The 16712-nt window shown below is 70.4% G+C and carries 18 protein-coding genes and 1 tRNA gene; 12 read left to right on the top strand and 7 right to left on the bottom strand.

Going from position 1 to position 16712, the window contains the following annotated elements; translation table 11 throughout:
* Nucleotides 1-36: 36 nt before the first annotated feature.
* Nucleotides 37-201, top strand: coding sequence for a hypothetical protein (locus ABZ464_RS14875; protein WP_167739008.1), 165 nt, complete (start codon nucleotides 37-39; stop codon nucleotides 199-201).
* A 48-nt stretch (nucleotides 202-249) separates the two neighbouring features.
* Here ABZ464_RS14875 and ABZ464_RS14870 read toward each other — a convergent pair whose 3' ends face one another.
* A complete protein-coding gene (locus ABZ464_RS14870) occupies nucleotides 250-1824 on the bottom strand; it encodes a recombinase family protein (RefSeq protein WP_359276039.1) in 1575 nt (524 codons plus the stop codon).
* 5 nt (nucleotides 1825-1829) lie between these two features.
* Complete coding sequence (locus tag ABZ464_RS14865; protein ID WP_359276036.1) at nucleotides 1830-2261, bottom strand: ATP-binding protein; 432 nt, start codon at nucleotides 2259-2261, stop codon at nucleotides 1830-1832.
* Between the two features lie 214 nt (nucleotides 2262-2475).
* On the opposite strand from ABZ464_RS14865, the gene ABZ464_RS14860 reads away from it, so the two are divergent.
* Both ABZ464_RS14860 and ABZ464_RS14855 read left to right on the top strand, forming a co-directional pair.
* Nucleotides 2476-3321 carry a helix-turn-helix transcriptional regulator gene (locus tag ABZ464_RS14860; RefSeq protein ID WP_359276033.1) on the top strand — a complete coding sequence of 282 codons (846 nt, stop codon included), beginning with the start codon at nucleotides 2476-2478 and terminating at the stop codon, nucleotides 3319-3321.
* 10 nt (nucleotides 3322-3331) lie between these two features.
* Entirely contained in the window at nucleotides 3332-3526 is a 195-nt protein-coding gene (locus ABZ464_RS14855; RefSeq protein ID WP_359276031.1) for a DUF397 domain-containing protein, read from the top strand.
* 21 nt (nucleotides 3527-3547) lie between these two features.
* Here ABZ464_RS14855 and ABZ464_RS14850 read toward each other — a convergent pair whose 3' ends face one another.
* The gene (locus ABZ464_RS14850; RefSeq protein WP_359276028.1) at nucleotides 3548-3940 is read right to left on the bottom strand and encodes a cupin domain-containing protein; all 393 of its coding nucleotides are present in this window, start codon (nucleotides 3938-3940) and stop codon (nucleotides 3548-3550) included.
* A 53-nt stretch (nucleotides 3941-3993) separates the two neighbouring features.
* Between ABZ464_RS14850 and ABZ464_RS14845 the strand changes: the two genes are divergently transcribed.
* Nucleotides 3994-4998 (top strand): helix-turn-helix domain-containing protein, encoded by a 1005-nt coding sequence (locus ABZ464_RS14845; RefSeq protein ID WP_359276025.1) that lies wholly within the window; start codon nucleotides 3994-3996, stop codon nucleotides 4996-4998.
* Here ABZ464_RS14845 and ABZ464_RS14840 read toward each other — a convergent pair.
* A complete protein-coding gene (locus tag ABZ464_RS14840) occupies nucleotides 4940-5494 on the bottom strand; it encodes a hypothetical protein (protein WP_359276022.1) in 555 nt (184 codons plus the stop codon). The genes ABZ464_RS14845 and ABZ464_RS14840 overlap by 59 nt on opposite strands.
* Nucleotides 5495-5545: 51 nt before the next feature.
* On the opposite strand from ABZ464_RS14840, the gene ABZ464_RS14835 reads away from it, so the two are divergent.
* A complete protein-coding gene (locus ABZ464_RS14835; protein WP_359276019.1) occupies nucleotides 5546-6043 on the top strand; it encodes an LURP-one-related family protein in 498 nt (165 codons plus the stop codon).
* Nucleotides 6044-6240: 197 nt separating this feature from the next.
* Entirely contained in the window at nucleotides 6241-7029 is a 789-nt protein-coding gene (locus tag ABZ464_RS14830) for a hypothetical protein (RefSeq protein ID WP_359276017.1), read from the top strand.
* A 178-nt stretch (nucleotides 7030-7207) separates the two neighbouring features.
* Here ABZ464_RS14830 and ABZ464_RS14825 read toward each other — a convergent pair whose 3' ends face one another.
* Nucleotides 7208-7993, bottom strand: a complete 786-nt coding sequence (locus ABZ464_RS14825; RefSeq protein WP_359276014.1) for a carbon-nitrogen family hydrolase — start codon at nucleotides 7991-7993, stop codon at nucleotides 7208-7210.
* Nucleotides 7994-8195: 202 nt separating this feature from the next.
* On the opposite strand from ABZ464_RS14825, the gene ABZ464_RS14820 reads away from it, so the two are divergent.
* Both ABZ464_RS14820 and ABZ464_RS14815 read left to right on the top strand, forming a co-directional pair.
* Nucleotides 8196-9020 carry a maleylpyruvate isomerase family mycothiol-dependent enzyme gene (locus ABZ464_RS14820; protein WP_359276011.1) on the top strand — a complete coding sequence of 275 codons (825 nt, stop codon included), beginning with the start codon at nucleotides 8196-8198 and terminating at the stop codon, nucleotides 9018-9020.
* A 40-nt stretch (nucleotides 9021-9060) separates the two neighbouring features.
* A complete protein-coding gene (locus ABZ464_RS14815; RefSeq protein WP_359276008.1) occupies nucleotides 9061-9468 on the top strand; it encodes a DUF3224 domain-containing protein in 408 nt (135 codons plus the stop codon).
* Between the two features lie 72 nt (nucleotides 9469-9540).
* Here ABZ464_RS14815 and ABZ464_RS14810 read toward each other — a convergent pair whose 3' ends face one another.
* Nucleotides 9541-10437: a serine hydrolase gene (locus ABZ464_RS14810; RefSeq protein ID WP_359276006.1), complete on the bottom strand. Its 897-nt coding sequence runs from the start codon at nucleotides 10435-10437 to the stop codon at nucleotides 9541-9543.
* A 222-nt stretch (nucleotides 10438-10659) separates the two neighbouring features.
* Between ABZ464_RS14810 and ABZ464_RS14805 the strand changes: the two genes are divergently transcribed.
* The 4 genes from ABZ464_RS14805 to ABZ464_RS14790 all read left to right on the top strand — a co-directional run bounded on the left by ABZ464_RS14805 (nucleotide 10660) and on the right by ABZ464_RS14790 (nucleotide 15187).
* Complete coding sequence (locus ABZ464_RS14805; protein WP_359276003.1) at nucleotides 10660-11379, top strand: GntR family transcriptional regulator; 720 nt, start codon at nucleotides 10660-10662, stop codon at nucleotides 11377-11379.
* On the top strand, nucleotides 11376-12701 hold the full coding sequence (locus ABZ464_RS14800; RefSeq protein WP_359276001.1) for an MFS transporter: 1326 nt from the start codon (nucleotides 11376-11378) through the stop codon (nucleotides 12699-12701). Before ABZ464_RS14805 ends, ABZ464_RS14800 begins: the two co-directional genes overlap by 4 nt.
* Before the next feature lie 77 nt (nucleotides 12702-12778).
* Nucleotides 12779-12850: transfer RNA gene (locus tag ABZ464_RS14795), tRNA-Ser, on the top strand.
* Nucleotides 12851-12853: 3 nt separating this feature from the next.
* On the top strand, nucleotides 12854-15187 hold the full coding sequence (locus ABZ464_RS14790; RefSeq protein ID WP_359275998.1) for a hypothetical protein: 2334 nt from the start codon (nucleotides 12854-12856) through the stop codon (nucleotides 15185-15187).
* 56 nt (nucleotides 15188-15243) lie between these two features.
* Here ABZ464_RS14790 and ABZ464_RS14785 read toward each other — a convergent pair whose 3' ends face one another.
* Nucleotides 15244-16704, bottom strand: coding sequence for a dihydrolipoamide acetyltransferase family protein (locus ABZ464_RS14785; protein ID WP_359275995.1), 1461 nt, complete (start codon nucleotides 16702-16704; stop codon nucleotides 15244-15246).
* Between the last annotated feature and the right edge of the window lie 8 nt (nucleotides 16705-16712).

Below are 16712 nucleotides of genomic sequence, written 5' to 3'. Positions count from 1 at the left end.
CCCCCTCCCCCTTGGAACCTCGCTAGGAGAAGCACGATGTACGGAAGAGTGATCGGCGCCGGAACCACGGGCGCCGGCGGCGCCACCCTGGCCGCCACCGGCCTGTGGATGAACAGCATGGCGCTGGTCGTCGCCGCCACCACCCTGGTCGCCGCGGGCGTCGCCCTGTTCAAGCTGGCCCCACGCTCCCGCCGCGGCTGAGCTCGGGGGCACGGAGTCGGAATCTGCGCTGAGCGGGAGAGGCGGGGTTCATGTGCCCAGGGTGCCATCCGTGGCTGCCGAGACTCTCGGCAGGCGCACTTCGGCCCAGCGGATCCGCACACGCTGTTCAGGAACAATCCGCTGACCTCGCCTGCCCTTGCTGATCTCCACACGATCAATCGCGAGTGACAACCGGTCGCGCCGGTCGTCGTTCGTCGCCCGGGACCACGCCTCCCGAAGGAGATCTCCGTCGAGCATCGGAGAGACGTCCACATGCGGCAATGGCAGCTTGTCGAGACCGCTGCGCAGGCCCACAATCCTATTCCGGAGCAGATCCGCGAGACGGTTGTAACGATCGACCGCCGCCACGCCGTCGAATTCTCCACGCACATATCGGGCGTCTTCGAGTTCCGCCAAACGGCCCTCCTCGTCATGAATTTCGGCAGTGATCGCGTCTCGCTTGGCGACCGTCTCCGGGTCAGCTCGACGAACCCATCGATCGATAATCGCCGTGAGCAGACGATCACCTGGTGCGAGCTTCGGGAGCTTGGTGAAAAAGCTCTCCGCCACATAGTCGTCCACAGCATCTGCCAAGGCCGACGCGCCAATGCATTGATTCCCCGCTCGACGTGCCATGCACTGATAGCTGTTGCCCACTCGATGCATACGGCGCCCACAACCCGGTACACCGCAGAACACAAGGCCCGTGAGAAGCGCGGTTCTTTCGGGCTTTGGTCGACGCTTGCCCGCGTGCACGAAGGTACGGGCCTCCAACTGTCGGATGATGCGGTCTCGCTCACCGACCGTGATGATCCCCTCTCCGATCTCCACTGTGTCGAGCGTCTCGGGATTTCGGTAAGGTCGAACCCGGCTCGTGTACTTCCGCTCGCCGCCTTCCGTCTCGACGCTCTCGGTTTCGGGCATGAGGCCTGCGAAAGCCGGGGAACGCAGAAGCTGCATGATGCTTGCCGCGTTCCACTGCCCACCACGCGGGGAGAGGATCTCGTATTCGTTGAGAAGGCGCGCGATCTTCACCAACGCCGTACCGGCCAGCGCCTCGTCCGCAATCAGACGCGCATAGACGGAGTGCTCGGAATCGTGCATGAGCTTCTTGGTGCTCTGGTCGACCTTGAGCCCATACGGAGGTCGGCCGCCGATCCACTGCCCCTTGGTACGCAGATATCGCTTCGCATTTACGACGCGCTCACCCAAGTTCTCGGCCTCCGCCTGGGCCAACTCGGCAAGCATCGCGACAACCACGCGCGCCGAGTCGTTCGAGGTGTCGAGCCCGTCCACGACTGATACGAGACGGCCCCCCGATGCCTCGATGTCGTCGAGCACCCTTCCGACCTGCCCCATACCCTTGCGCGACAGACGATCCAGCTTCCAGACGATCAGCGTGCCGACGACCCCTGCTGTGACCGCCGTAAGAGCAGTGACGAAGCCCTTGCGTTCGACAGTCTTGTAGCCGGAACGCCCGCGGTCTACGTGAACCCTACGGACCGTGAGGCCGTTCCGCTCAGCCCATGAACGGCAGTCGGCCTCCTGCCGTTCGATTGCGGTCTTGCCGTCCCGGTCCAGAGACAGGCGCAGATACAGATCACACATGGCGTCCTGGCGCATCTCCGTCATGATGTCGCCGCCCTGCGCCGTACCGGCAGGTCGAACCAGACCGCCTTGCCGTCCGGGCGTGTGGGACCGTCGTAGGGGAGGCCGGGCGCGTGGCCCCAGGAGCCCTCGGTCAGGGCGTCCACCATGTACAGCCCCCGGCCTCCACTCGCTCCGCTCTCCGGCGTCAGTTCCCTTATCACCGGTGGGTTCTCGTCCCCGTCGTACACCACGACGCGCAGCCGCTCGTCCTCCACAGCCAGCCAGAGCACGGTGCCGTCCCCGCCCTTCGCGTGCACGCACGCGTTGGTGACGAGTTCGGAGGTGCAGAGGATCGCGTCGTCGACGAGGGCGCGATCCAGTCTCAACGTGTGGAGGACGGTGGCGACGAAGTCGCGGGCGATGTGGGGGGAGGTGTCGAGGGGCGGACAGATGAGGGTGTAGGAGGGCATGGGGCATCGACTCCGTGGGGGGGGCGTGAGGGGCCGCGTTGCTGTCCGGCGCCCCGGGGTTCGGCCGGGGTGGCACTGCCAACGGGCGTTGGGCGTAGCGAATTTGCGGATGAGCGACCAAGTGGGCACCCTCCGTGAGTACGTTCCGACCATAGCGACTCAGCCTGATACGCCTCGACCGATCCGGAAAAGTACGACGAACGAGGAGAACTCCATGCCCCCAAGGGCCAACCCCACCGCACGACAAGGGCGTCTCGGCAGCGAACTGCGCAAGCTGCGCGAAGCCACTGCCATCGAGTCACGGGATGCCGCCTCGTTTCTGGGCGTGAATCAGACCCAGATCAGCCATATCGAATCCGGTCGATTCGGGATCAGTGAGCAGCGGCTGCGCAGACTGGCCGGGTTCTACGAGTGCGACGACAGCCAACTCGTCGACGCTCTGGTCGAGATGGCTACGTCGCGCCCCAAGGGCTGGTGGGAGGAGTACCGGGGCGCCATGCCTCCCACCGCACTCGACCTCGCCGAACTGGAACACCACGCGACATACGTCCGAGCGTTCGAGATCGTGCACATCCCGGGAGTCCTCCAGACCGAGGACCACGTACGCGCGGCCTCACTCTTCGTCGCGCCCACCCTTCCGGAGGGGGACCGCGAGACGCGCGTGTCGTTTCGGATGCGCCGTCGGCGTGTGATCGAGTCGGGGACGCCGTACGACGTGATCATTCACGAAGCAGCTCTGCGGATGCGGGTGGGTGGCTCCAAGGTCGCCCGCGCCCAACTCGGACACCTCCTACAGGTGTCCGAGAGGAACACGATCACGGTCCGCGTCATCCCATTCGCGGCAGAGGGGTTCGCGGGGGCGGGCTTTCCCCTGCAGTACGTTGGCGGCGTCGTGAGCCAACTGGACACCGTGCAGATCGACACACCGCATGGCGCGGAATTCATCGACACGCCGGCACGGCTTAACCGCTACCGAGCCCGCTGCGAAGCCATCGACAAGGCCGCACTCCCGCAGGACGCTTCACTCGACCTCATCCGCCGTATCGCCCAAGAACTGTGAAGGAAGCCCGGTGCCCGAAAACCTCCATTGGCAGAAGTCATCGTTCTCCGGCGGCGACGCCGACACCAACTGCCTGGAGATAGCCACCACCCCCACCACCCTCCACCTCCGCGAGAGCGACACCCCCACCACTGTCCTCACCCCCACCCCCACCGCACTGACCGCCCTGATCACGACAGTGAAGGGCACGATGCCCGTCACATGAGTGACCTCACCTTCCGACGGCTCACGGCAGCCTGTGGCCCGTCGTCGCGTCCACGTGGGACGGGATCTCGTCGTGACGGTCGCCGACGGTGGAGGTGCCGGTGGGTTCGAGGACGAGGATCTCGGTGGGGACGGGGGCGTAGGGCTTGTGCTCGATGCAGCGCGGGACCGTGAAGACGGACCCCTTCGGGAGGACGACCGTCCGCTCGCCTGCCGTCTCGCGCAGGCCGATGTGGAGTTCGCCCGACAGGACCAGGAAGAACTCGTCGGTGTGGTCGTGGATGTGCCAGAGGTGCTCACCCTCCACCTTGGCCACGCGGATGTCGTAGTCGTTGACGGTGGTGACGATGCGAGGGCTCCAGCGGTCGGAGAAGGACGCGAGTGCGGTGGCCAGGGAGACGGGTTCGGTGGTCATGCCGGTCATGGTCGTTCCTGGCGCCGGGCCGGGACGAGTGCTAGGAATCGCACATGCCGCAAGGATCCTCGCACCGAACCCACCGGCCGCACCGGGTCGTGGTGATCGTCGACGAGGGGACCAACCCCTTCGAAGTCGGGGTCGCCACCGAACTGTTCGGGCTGCCGCGGCCCGAACTCGGACTGCCGGGGCCGTTGTACGAGGTGACGCTGTGCACGCCCGCGCGCGAGGTGCGGATGAATCACGGCTTCTTCCGGCTGACGGGGGTGCCGGGACTGGAGGCCGTCGACGGCGCGGACACCCTCGTCGTACCGGGGCGGCCGGACAATGTCGTACCGCGCGGGGACGACGTCCTCGACGCCATCCGTCGCGCCCACGCGCGCGGGGCGCGTGTCCTGAGCCTGTGCACCGGCAGCTTCGCGCTCGCCGAGGCCGGACTGCTGGACGGCCGCCGGGCGACCACGCACTGGATGTGGGCGGAGGCCTTCCGCGAGCTGCATCCGCGCGTCCGGCTGGAGCCCGACGTCCTCTTCGTCGACGAGGGCGACATCCTGACCGCCGCGGGCAGCGCCGCCGCCCTCGATCTCGGGCTGTACGTCGTCCGGCGCGACCACGGCGCCGAGGTCGCCAATGCCGTGTCCCGGCGGCTGGTGTTCGCCGCGCACCGGGACGGCGGACAGCGCCAGTTCGTGGAGCGCCCGCTGCCGGACGTGCCCGACGAGTCCCTGGCGCCGCTGCTGGAGTGGGCCCGGGCGCGGCTGGCCGAACCCCTGACCGTGGCAGGCCTCGCGGCGCGCGCCGCCGTCTCCCCCGCCACCCTGCACCGCCGCTTCCGCTCCCAGCTCGGCACCACACCCCTCACCTGGCTGACCGGTGAACGGGTAGCGCTCGCCTGCCGGCTCATCGAGCGGGGCGAGGAACGGCTCGACGTGGTCGCGTCGAGGAGCGGGCTGGGGACCGCCGCGAACCTCCGCGCGCGCGTACGGCGTGAGACCGGCCTCAGCCCGTCGGCGTACCGGCGGCGGTTCGGGCCGGCGGGCGGGGTGACGGTGTCGTAGTCGCGTCGGTGGGAAGTGCCGTGGCCTCGCCCCTCACCTGCTTCATCCATGCCGCCCCGACGGCCTTCGGGACGCTCTTCAGCAGACCGTCCTCCTTGGTGAAGGCGAGCGCCCGGCTGTAGCCACCGCCGCCGCAGCCGTCGGACTGGTGGAGGAGCTTCACCTCGACGGATTCGTCGATGAAGGGGGTGGTGGCGCCCTTGCGGGTGACCCTGAAGCGGACCGGCGCGGTGTCGGGATCGGGATCGTCCGGCAGCGCGAGGAACACGCGGGAGATGTCCTCCCGTTTCAGCGGGCCCTTCTCGCATCCACCCCGTGTGCACACCTCGGCGGAGGCGCCCGCGAGATCGCCGTAGCCGTCCTGCACGAAGTACACCGCGACGTCGGTCACCACACCCCAGCCGGCGCACGGCGCGGGGTCCGCGCACCCCGACAGGCCCGTGAGCAGCGCCGCCGCACCGGCCGTCAGCCCCGGCCGGTTCACCCGTCCGATCATTTCCCGCCCCCTCCGGGAGAGATCATCCCAGCCGGGGGAAGCAGTACCGGCATGAGATTCCTCGTGCGCGACCGGCTCCTGGCCTTCGGTGACGACTACTGGATCGAGGACGACCACGGCAACAGGGTGTTCCTCGTCGACGGGAAGGCGATGCGGCTGCGGGACACCTTCGAGCTGAAGGACACACAGGGGCGCGTCCTGATCGACATCCGCCAGAAGATGTTCGCCCTGCGGGACACGATGGTGATCGAGCGGGACGGCGAGCCTCTGGCCACCGTGCGGCGCAAACGGCTGTCGCTGCTGCGCAACCACTACCGGGTGGCGCTGGCGGACGGGCGGACCGTGCTGGACGTCAGCGGGAAGGTCCTCGACCGGGAGTTCGCGATCGAGTACGACGGTGAGTTGCTCGCCGTCGTCTCCCGGCGGTGGCTGCACGTACGGGAGACGTACGGCGTGGACGTCGTACGGGAGGACGCGGATCCGGCGCTGCTGATCGCGGTGACGGTGTGCGTGATCCACCTCTCCGAGAAGGGGCGGGAGGAGGACTGAGGAGGAGGAGCGGACGACCGAACGGGAGCGGGGTGGCTCCTTCCCGGCCTCCACCATGAGGATCAAAAGACAATAGGACGCTGGTGCGTCGAAGCTGGCCGGACTCCCGGCGCCCTTACCGTGAGTGATCAAGAGGGTGCGGTACACCCCGGCAGTGTGTGTCCCACACCCCATCCGACCAGCGAAAAGGAGTACATGTGAACGCTCGCTCCGGCACCCGGCGAAGACTGACGCTCGGGATCACGGCACTGACCGTGATCGCCGCGACGGCCGCCCCGGCATCGGCATCCGCCGACCCTTACGGGACCCCTCCGGTCGAGGACCACTGGGGTGTCATCACCCGAAACACCATCGGCTCCCCCGTCGCCGCTCTGCGGAAGGGTCCGTTCGGCTCGTTCGGCGTACCCGGCCCCTCGGCACGACCGCCCTACGGACAGGGCAGCCTCGGGATCGAGGTGGCCGACCACTCCACCAGCCTCACGCCGCCCAGCGAAAAAGCCAGTTTCGGCAACGAGGTCGACTTCTACGGCGACCCGGTGCTGGGTATCGACAACGTCGGCTTCCACGTCTTCCAGACCGGTGAGAACATCACCTACGGCGGCCCCGGAAACATGCCGAACATCACGTTCGAGATCAATCCGAGCCTCACCGCGGCCCCCGCCACCACCTACGCCTCGATGGTGTGGCTCCCGGACCCCTCCCCAACGGTCAACAGCTGGAGCCCGTACCTGGACGCCACGACGACCGGCAAGTGGTTCCTCACCGGCAACGCGGGAACCGTGACCGGCTGCAACCTGACCACGACCTGCACCTTCCAGCAGCTCAGGACGGCCCTCACCGACGGAGGTGCGGAGCCGACCGTCTACACCGCCGCCGTGGGCAAGGGCCGCGACTACATGTGGATCGGGGCCGTCGACGGCCTGCGCGTCAACCAGACGGTGTACGACTTCGAGCCGGACAAGGTCCGCACCCGTCCCATCGGCTGAGCCGAGAGTCCGACACGGCAGCCGGCGGGACGGATACCGCGCCGGCTGCCGCGGTCGGATCCGGTCACGGAGCTGAGGACAGGCCCCGGTGCCGAGGGGGACGTCACTCGTCCGGACCACCGGACGGGCGGCGCACCGAGCCGACCGGGATCGCCGTGAGGGTCCCGGAAACCGCCCTTCATCGTCGGCCGAGCACCCGGTCCTTCAGTGCCGGGAACTGTTCCCGGGTCGCGGCGACCTTCGCCGGGTCGAGGTCGACGGTGAGGATCTCCTCGCCGGGGCCGGCCTGGCCCAGCACCTCGCCCCAGGGATCCACCACGATCGAGTGACCCGCCTGGGGAACCCCGGCGTGCGTCCCGGCCGTTCCACATGCGAGCACGAACGCCTGGTTCTCGACCGCCCGCGCCTGGGCCAGCAGCGTCCAGTGCGCCCGGCGGCGCTCCGGCCAGCCCGCCGAGAGGACCAGGGTCTCGGCGCCGGCGTCGACGAGACCGCGGAAGAGTTCGGGGAAACGGAGGTCGTAGCAGGTGGCCAGACCGACGGTCGTCTCCGGGAGACGGACCGTCACCAGCTCCCGGCCCGCGCCCATCAGCACGGCCTCGCCCTTGTCGAAGCCGAAGCGGTGGATCTTGCGGTAGGCGGCGGCGAGCTCACCGGAGGGGGAGAAGACGAGAGACGTGTTGTAGAGGGGGCCCTCAGGGTCACGCTCGGGGATCGAGCCCGCGTGCAGCCATACGCCCGCGTCGCTCGCGGCCTTGGCCATCGCCTCGTACGTGGGCCCTTCCAACGGCTCGGCCTCGCTGCCGAACGCCTCGTAGGCGAAGGCCCCGGTCGTCCACAGTTCGGGCAGCACCACGAGGTCCGCGGTCCCGGCCTGCTCCCGCACGAGGGAGGCGACCCGCCCCCGCCGCGATTCGACCGATTCGCCCTCTTCTACGGCGATCTGGATCAGAGAGGCGCGCACACTACCACCGTCCTGGCATTCGAGTAGTCCACACGGGCCTACGATCGTCACACGAAAGCACTGCCGGGGTGCCTCACAGCAGCGTAACTTAGCGTTTCACGACACCCGCCGACAGCCGCCGACCGTCTCCGCCTCCCGCTGGCAACGCCGCCACCCGCCGCCACCATCTGCCCGTGTACCGACCGCCGAGGGGTCCCGTTCCGTGAGTCTGCATCCCACCCTCCAGCCCTACGCCGACGCCTGGACCCACTCCATCGAAGCGATATCCGAGTTGGTGCAGCCGCTCGTCGAGGGCGAGTGGAACTGGCGGACCCCGTGCCCCGGCTGGTCGGTCCGCGATGTGGTCTCGCATGTGATCGGCCTGGACAGTGAGATGTACGGCGATCCCCGCCCGATCCACTCACTGCCCCGGGATCTTTTCCACGTCACCACCGACATCCAGCGGTACATGGAGGGACAGGTCGACGTCCGTCGGCACCACACCGCGCCCGAGATGACCTCCGAACTGGAGCTGATGATCATCCGGCGCAACCGCCAGCTGCGCAACGAGTCGCGCCAGCCGGGCACGGTCGTGCGCGGCCCCCTGGGCGCGGAGCTGACCCTCGAAGAGTCCATGCGCGGCCACGCGTTCAACGTGTGGGTGCACGAGCAGGACCTGCGGGCCGCGCTCGGCCGCCCCGGCAACCTGGACTCCCCGGGCGCGCACATCGCCCGGGACGTGCTCCTCGGTGAGCTGCCGGCGGTCGTCGCCGACCGCGCCGACGCCCCGCGCAGCTCCGCGGTCGTCTTCGACGTGCACGGGCCGATCGAGTTCCTGCGCACGATCCGGGTCGACATCCAGGGCCGCGGCACCCTGGAGACCGCCCCGGCGCTGGGCCCCGCCGCCTCCTTCGCCCTCGACTGGGAGACGTATGTCCGGCTGGCCTGCGGCCGGGTGACGCCGGAGGCGGTCGCGGACCGGGTGAAGGCGGAGGGGGAGCCGCGGCTGACGGAGGCGATCCTGCGGAACTTCGCGGTGACCCGGTAGGTTCCCCGCCACTGTCCGTGGTGCTCGGTACCGTCGACGTATGAGAGCTGACGGAACCTTCAGCGTGCAGGCGTTCGTCCCGACCGGGCTGAAGCCCGAGCCGGCGGTGGCCACGGCCCTGCCGGTCGGCGTCGCGACCATGGAGAAGCGGTACGAGGGGGAGGTCGCCGGGCGTTCGGCGACCCTGTTCACGGCCGCGTTCGACCAGGCCACCGGGGTCGGCACCTATGTGGCTATGGAGTCGTTCGAGGGCGCGCTGAACGGCCGGGAGGGCACGTTCAACTTCGTGCACTCGGCGACCACGTCCGGCAGCGACCGCAGCGCGGAGTTCTTCCTCGTCGTCCCGTCCAGCGGCACCGGCGCGCTGGCCGGGATCACGGGCAGTGGAGGCCTGACCGTGGAGGCCGATGGGACGCACCGGGTGTGGTTCGAGTACGAGATCGGCTGAGCGGGGGGCGAACAGCGGAACGGGCCCGCCGTGGGGATCACGGCGGGCCCGTTCCGTAGGTACCTGCGAGCGTCAGCTGATCTTGGCGTAGCCGTAGTTGATCAGCTTCTTCACGTCGGCCGTGCGGCTCGCGGCGTCGGGAGCCGTGAGGACGGCGCCCACCACGGACTCGCCGTTGAGCGTGGCGGCGAAGACGAGGCAGTACTTGGAGTCGGTACCGGAACCGGTCTTCACACCGATCGTGCCGTTCCAGCCGAGCAGCGTGTTGGTGTTGACCCAGGCGCCCATGGTGCGGGTGGAGCCGGTCTTGGTGATCGTCTTCGCGGTGTAGGACTTGGTCTTCACGACCGCCTTGAACGTGGAGTTCTTCATCACGTTCCGGGCGAGGATCGTCAGGTCCCTCGGCGACGAGCCGTTGGTGCCGTTGCTGTTGCCGTCGAACGAGTCGTACTTCGTGTGCTTCATGCCCAGGCTGGTGGCCATGGTGTTCATCTTGGCGATGAAGTTCTTGGTGCGGGCCGCGACGGTCGTGCCGGAACCGAACTTGTCGGCGAGGGCCATCGCCGCGTCGCAGCCGGACGGCAGCATCATCCCGTACAGCAGCTGACGCACGGTGACCTTGTCACCGACGATCAGCCGGGCCGACGAGGCGCCCCTCGACACGATGTAGTCGCTGTACGCCTTCTTGATGGTGACCTTGGCGTCCAGGTTCAGGTTCGACTGCGAGAGCACGACCTTCGCGGCCATGATCTTCGTGGTGGAGGCGATCATCGTCTTGGTGTCGGGCAGCTTGCTGTAGAGCGTCTTGCCGGTCGCGCTGTTCATCAGGAATCCGCCCTTGGCGGTGATGGTGGGCGTCGTGACGGCCTGCGCGGGTGCCGCGGTGAGGACTCCTCCGGCGAGCACTGCGCCGGCCGTGGCGACGACGGCGGCGGCTCGAAGCCGGATGCCCTTGGTGGCGGTTATCAACTGAAATACCCCGATTATGTTGAATGCCCCTGAAGTGCGGCCGAGTTGGCATGGGGAAAGTTGGTGGGGCCGCACGTGTGTGACACGTAAGTAGCACAGAAGGTTGTGCGCCTGCTGGGACGAATTTCTGATTACCCCGAGCGCGAACACAGTGTGGGCGACTCGGGTTTCGGATGCTGGACGTTCCCCCCTTTGCGCCCATGTTGTATCTATCCTGTGGGCATGCCGTCGTCCGCTCCGCCCCGTCCCGCCGCAGCCCCCGACTCGCCGTCCGCCTCCCCGTCCCTCTCCCCGTCCCTCTCCCTCAAGCAGCCGCCCGCCGCCGACCGGGTCTACGCCCACGTCAAGCAGGGTGTGCTGGACCGCCGTTACGAGGGCGGCACCCTCCTCACCGAGGGCGAGCTGGCCGAAGCCGTCGGCGTCTCCCGGACCCCCGTGCGCGAGGCCCTGCTCCGCCTGGAGGTCGAGGGCCTGATCAAGCTGTACCCGAAGAAGGGCGCCCTGGTCCTGCCGGTCTCCGCCCAGGAGATCGCGGACGTCGTCGAGACCCGGCTGCTGGTCGAGGAACACGCGGCGCGCAAGGCGGTCCCCGCGCCGCCCGGCCTCATCGAGCGCCTCGAGGAACTGCTCGCCAAGCAGAAGGAACAGGCCGCGGCGGGCGACCTCGCGGCGGCCGCGGTCACGGACCGCTGCTTCCACGCGGAGATCGTCCGCAGCGGGGGCAACGAGATCCTCTCCCGCCTCTACGACCAGCTCCGCGACCGCCAGCTGCGGATGGGCGTCGCCGTCCTGCACTCCCACCCCGACCGCATCGCCAAGACGCTGACGGAGCACGAGGAGATCCTCCAGGCGCTGCGTGCGGGGGACGCCGACGCGGCCGTGGACATCGTCCACCGGCACGTCGGCTGGTTCTCCCACCTGGCCCGGGGCGAGGTCCGATGAGCGTCACCCGCGGCGGATCCCACTCCACCCTTCCGGGTGATCCCCCCGGCGGACGGCGCGCGATGGCCGTCTGGGGGATCGGCGTCTCGGTCTACTTCGTCGCCGTCATCTTCCGTACGTCGCTGGGGGTCGCCGGCCTCGACGCGGCCGACCGCTTCCATGTGAACGCCTCGGCCCTGTCGACCTTCTCGATCCTGCAGCTGCTGGTCTACGCGGGCATGCAGATACCCGTCGGCCTGCTGGTGGACCGGCTCGGCACCAAGCGGGTGCTGACGATCGGCGTCGTGCTGTTCACCACGGGCCAGCTCGGCTTCGCCTTCTCCTCGTCGTACGGCATGGCGCTCGCCTCGCGCGCGCTGCTCGGCTGCGGGGACGCGATGACCTTCATCAGCGTGCTGCGCCTCGGCACCCGCTGGTTCCCGGCCCGCCGCGGCCCCCTGGTGGCCCAGTTCGCCGGTCTCGCGGGCATGGCGGGCAACCTGGTCTCCACCCTGCTGCTGGCCCGGCTGCTGCACGGGATCGGCTGGACGGCGGCCTTCGCGGGCAGCGCGCTCGCGGGCGTGGTCGTCCTGGTCCTGCTCGTCCTCTTCCTCAAGGACCACCCCGAGGGCCACGAGCCCGAGCCGTTCCCGCACCACGGCGCCGCGTACGTCCGTCGGCAGATCGCCGCGTCCTGGCGGGAGCCCGGGACCCGGCTCGGTCTGTGGGTGCACTTCACGACCCAGTTCCCGGCGATGGTGTTCCTGCTGCTGTGGGGCCTGCCCTTCCTCGTCGAGGCCCAGGGCCTGTCCCGGGCGACGGCTGGCGAACTGCTGACGCTGGTGGTCCTCTGCAACATGGTCGTGGGCCTGGTCTACGGCCAGATCGTCGCCCGGCACCACGGCGCCCGGCTCCCCCTGGCGCTGGGCACGGTGGGCGCGACGGCCCTCGCTTGGGCGGTGACCCTGCTCTACCCGGCCGACCACGCGCCGATGTGGCTCCTCGTCGTCCTCTGCGCGGTCCTCGGCGCCTGCGGCCCCGCCTCGATGCTGGGCTTCGACTTCGCCCGCCCCGCGAACCCGCCCGAGCGTCAGGGCACCGCCTCCGGCATCACCAACATGGGTGGTTTCACGGCCTCCATGACGACCCTGTTCGCGGTCGGCGTGCTGCTGGACGCCACCGGCGACGACTACACGATCGCCTTCTCCTCGGTGTTCGTCCTCCAGGCCCTCGGCGTCAGCCAGATCCTGCGGCTGCGCAAGCGGGCGGCCCGGCGGGAACGGGAGCGGCTGGTGGCGAGCCGGGTGGAGACGGTGCACGTCCCGGCGCAGGGCGTCGGATGACAGAGGGCACGGGCGCGCGGGTGACCCGGGAAACCCGGTTGTCCGTACGCCCGTTCGGCACTTAGCGTCGAGGTCATCGACGTGTAGCTCAACAGCAGAGCGCCGGGCTTGAGACCCGGAGGGAGCGGGGGCGGCACCCGCCACGTCGGCTTATGAACAGCGACGCTGACCAGCAGCACCTCGCCCAGGCCGACCCGGGGTACGCCTCCGGGCAGTTGGCCAGGGCGCTCAGGACCGCGCTCACCCACGACGACCCCGACACCCGACGTCGTGCCGGGGAACGGGGCCGCTCCTGGCGGTCCGTCCTCGCCGGCATGGCGGAGGGCGTCCTCACGATCGGCTCCCGCACGCCCGTCGCGGGATTCCCCGCATGGGTGACGCCCGAGGTCCTGCGCGGCGGCTTCGCCACCGGCGAGGCCTGCGCCTCCGGGCCCCTGACGGCGTACGAGACCGAGGCGGCGCGGCGCGCCGGAGTGCCGCGCGAGCGACAGGCGCTGTTCGCGTACTGGCTGTCCGCGGACGGCCTGAGCCGGCTCTACGACCTCCTGGACAGCGGACGCTACGAGGTGACCGTGCCGGAGGAGGCCGCCCTGCTCACCGTGGCCTGGCTGGCCCGGGCCGGGCGGACGGACGCGGCGGCCGGTCTCGTCGCCGAACTCGCCCCGTTCGCCGGACGGCTGCGGTTCACCCCGCGGCCGGCCACCCGGGCCGTGCCCGAGGCGGACGTCGTGCACCGGCGGACCGTCGCGGACGCCGGGGAGACCCTGGCGCGGCGTCGGCCGAGCGCGGCCGTGGAGACCCAGCGGGAGGCGCTGACCGTGTGGCAGCCGTTCGCCGACGAACTCCTCGCGCACTGGCTGGAGACGGCCGACGACGAGGGCACCGTCCAGCTCCCGGAGCGGGCCGCCCACTTGGACTGGTACGTGCGCGGAGGCGATCTGCTGTGCCGCTACCGCGAACTGGCGCGCCGCCACACCCACTGCACCAAGCACCTCGACCGCAAGCAGAACCTGGCGATCCTGCGGGACGTACTGGACGAGACGGTCACCGGCCGGGGGCCGGCCCCGCGTCGGCTCGGGCTGCTGCGGCACGCCGTCACCTCGATGGTGCGGCGGCGCGGACTGCCCGGTTCCGCCCCGCACACGGCCCTGCGCCGGGAACAGGCCGCGCTGGCGGCGCTGCCCTCCCACCACGCGCTGGCCCAGCTGGTGCTGCGCCGGCTGTCCGGGCTGGAGCAGACGGCGAGCGTGGCCGATCCGGGGCCGCTGCTCGTCCCGGTGACCGAGGCCGAGGCGCGGGACACCGGGCTGCCGGTGGGCGCGGTGATCCCGGCCGGTGTCCGCCGGCCCGTCGAGGGCGCGCTGAGCGCTTCCCTGGAGACGCTGGTGGAGCGCGGTCTGGTGCCCTCCGCGGAGGTGCTGGCGGAGATCGTCCCGCAGCTGGTCGCCGTCACGGCCGCCCAGGCCTACCCGGCGGGCGCCCTGCGCACGCTGGCCGTCGCGCACCACCGCGCGTTCGCGGGCCGCCGCTCGCTGCTGTTGCTGAACCTCCAGCAGCAGGTGCGGATCGAGGAGCTGCCGTGGGTGCGGGCTCTGGCCGGGCAGCGGGCCGAGGGCGGGGCGGGCCGGCCGGCGGCGGTCGCGCTGCGGCGGCTGGGCGAGCTGGCCGTGCAGGCGTTCCCCGCGACGATCCTGCCGAACCCGCTGGTCCGCGAACTGTCCGTGCTCGCCCGCCAGGCCGACCTCGGCGCACCCCTGGTGGAGGAGCTGGCCAACGACATCTTCACGGGAGCGTTCAGCCCGAAGTTCCTCGCCTCGGCGCGGGTGGCGGCCGAACTGCTCGGCGGCGGTTCGCTCTACGAGCGCTACTACCGCATCGACTACGCGGCCGTCCGCAACCTGGCGATCGCGGAGGCGGCCGAGGCCTCCCGGACGCGCCCGCACCGGCCGCGGACCTCGCCGGGGTTCGGGCGGCTGTGCGTGGAGCGGGCGGAGGCCTTCTCGGCGGGGACCTGGTCCCGGTCCTCCGGCTGGTCGGTGGCCGGCAGCGGCAAGGTGATCGAGCAGGCGCAGATCCTCACCACGCACAACCTGGCCACCCTGGTCCACCGGGTCGGCATCGCCCCGGCCCCGGGCTGGGAGGACCTGGCGCGCCGCTGCTTCGTCACCGTGTGCCGGCTGACCGCGCAGGTGCACGGTCAGGCGTTCCCGCTGGCCACGATCAAGGACGCGGCCTACGCCTGGCGGCAGATGGTCTTCCAGCTGTCCCTGTGCACCGCGCGGGAGCGGGCCGCGATCCTGGCCTGGCTGCCCGAGGAGGCCGCCCGCCACCCCGGCCAGGTCGGCGCCCGGCTCGCCCCGGCCCTGACCGGACTGCGCCAGGTCACCGAGGGCGGCCACGCCGACGACGGCACCGGCCGCCTGTTCCTGGGCTGGACGATCGGCGGCCACTGGCTCCAGCGGGAGCCGGAGCCGTACCGCGGCTAGGCCGCGCGCGCTTCGGGGCGCGCGGCTTCGCCCGTCGGCCGGTCACGCCCAGGTGATCACGCCCAGGTGATCAGCCTCTTGGGCTGTTCCAGGATCGCCGCCACGTCGGCCAGCACCTTCGAGCCGAGCTCCCCGTCCACCAGACGGTGGTCGAAGGACAGCGCCAGGGTGGTCACCTGGCGGGGCTTCACCTTGCCCTTGTGCACCCACGGCTGGAGCTTGATCGCGCCGACCGCGAGGATCGCCGACTCGCCGGGGTTGAGGATCGGCGTGCCGGTGTCGACGCCGAAGACGCCGACATTGGTGATCGTCACCGTGCCGCCCTGCATGGCGGCGGGGGACGTCCTGCCCTCGCGGGCCGTGGAGACCAGCTCGCTCAGGGACTCCGCCAGCTGCGGCAGCGTCTTGGCGTCCGCGTCCTTGATGTTGGGCACGAGCAGCCCGCGCGGGGTGGCCGCCGCGATGCCCAGGTTGACGTAGTGCTTGACCACGATCTCCTGGGCCGCCTCGTCCCAGGAGGCGTTGATCTCCGGGTGGCGCCGGATCGCGACCAGCAGGGCCTTGGCGATGAGCAGCAGCGGGTTGACCCGCAGCCCCTGCATGTCGTACTTGTCGGGGTCCTGCTTCAGCTCCTCGACGAGCTTCAGCGTGCGCGTGACGTCGACCGTGATGAACTCGGTGACATGCGGCGCGGTGAACGCCGAGCCGACCATCGCCGCCGCCGTCGCCTTGCGGACACCCTTGACCGGGATACGGGTCTCGCGTGCCGCGTCGTACGACGCGACGGGCGCCGACGCGGGCGGGGTGACCGGCGCCGGGACCTGGGGCGCGGCCGGCGCGGACGCGGGCGCGGGCGCCTGGGCCGGAGCTGCCGCAGCCGTGGCTTCCGGGGTCGCCGCCGCGTGCACGTCCTCCCGCGTGATGACGCCGTCCGGGCCGGTCGGGACCACCGTGGTCAGGTCCACGCCCAGGTCCTTGGCGAGCTTGCGCACCGGCGGCTTGGCCAGCGGGCGCTCCTGCACGGCCGGGGCGCTCCCGTGGCCGTTCAGCTCGGACTGGACGGCTGCGGTCGCCGGCTCCTGGGCCGGGATCGCGGTGCTCTTGCGGGGGCGGCGCTTGGTGGAGGAGGCGGCCACGCCGTACCCGACGAGCACCGGCTGGCGGCCGGAGCCCTCCGGCTTCTTCGCCTCGGGTGCCGGTGCCGGGGCGGCGGCCGGTGTCTCGGCGGGGGCCGGTGTCTCGGCGGGGGCCGCGCCGCCCGCCACGTCCACCGCGATGATCGACATGCCCACGTCCACCGTGGTGCCCTCGGGGAAGTGGAGCGCGCGGACCACACCGTCGTAGGGGATGGGCAGTTCGACGGCGGCCTTGGCCGTCTCGACCTCGCACACCACCTGGCCGTCGGTGACCGTGTCCCCGGGCTGGACGTACCACTTGAGGATCTCGGCCTCGGTGAGGCCCTCACCCACGTCCGGCATCTTGAACTCGCGTACGGACGCTTCCGTCATCGTCGTCACGACCCTCT

The organism is Streptomyces sp. NPDC005820 (assembly GCF_040630255.1).
Classification (GTDB): Bacteria; Actinomycetota; Actinomycetes; order Streptomycetales; family Streptomycetaceae; genus Streptomyces.
The sequence above is the reverse complement of the archived record's forward strand: the minus strand, read 5'-3'. Positions and strand labels throughout refer to the sequence as shown.